The organism is Pseudomonas sp. 30_B, assembly GCF_017491605.1.
Classification (GTDB): Bacteria; Pseudomonadota; Gammaproteobacteria; order Pseudomonadales; family Pseudomonadaceae; genus Pseudomonas.
The window spans coordinates 1-478 of the sequence record NZ_JAFGYY010000261.1 but is presented as its reverse complement, the minus strand read 5'-3'; the positions used below and the strand labels follow the sequence as shown (position 1 = coordinate 478).

Annotated in this window: 1 protein-coding gene; it reads left to right on the top strand. The window is 41.6% G+C overall.

Translation table 11 applies throughout. The features are described 5' to 3' along the window. Positions 1-26: 26 nt before the first annotated feature. Positions 27-478, top strand: a 452-nt coding sequence (locus tag J5M67_RS28205) for an ABC transporter substrate-binding protein (RefSeq protein WP_368735969.1), incomplete at its 3' end; no start/stop codon positions are given.

Genomic DNA, 478 nt, shown 5'->3' with positions numbered 1-478 from the left:
GTGAAGTAGAGGAAGGCACGTTCTCTGTGGAAAAAGTGCTTTCATTAAAACCTGATCTTTTAGTCTTAGCAGATTGGCAGTACGAAATGCTAGGATCTGATTTAGATGCTATCAATGAAGCGGGTATTCCAATTGTCGTATTAGATTACAACGCTCAAACCTTAGATAAACACATCAAATCAACGGAAATTATTGGTCAATTGACGGGGCAGAAAGATCGTGCCGCGAAAATGGCTAAAGAATACAAGGACATTGTAGAACATATTCAAACGACGATTAAAAATGCGAAATTAGCAAAACAACCAAAAGTGTATGTCGAGTTTGGTCGTGGTGGCCCAGCTGAACAAGGGATGACATTCTTCTCAAGCATGTGGGGCTCTATGATTAGCCTTGTAGGCGCAGAAAACGTTGCTCCTGCAGAAATTGGTAAATGGGGTACATTAGCTGCTGAAAAAGTATTAGCCGCGAAACCGGATGC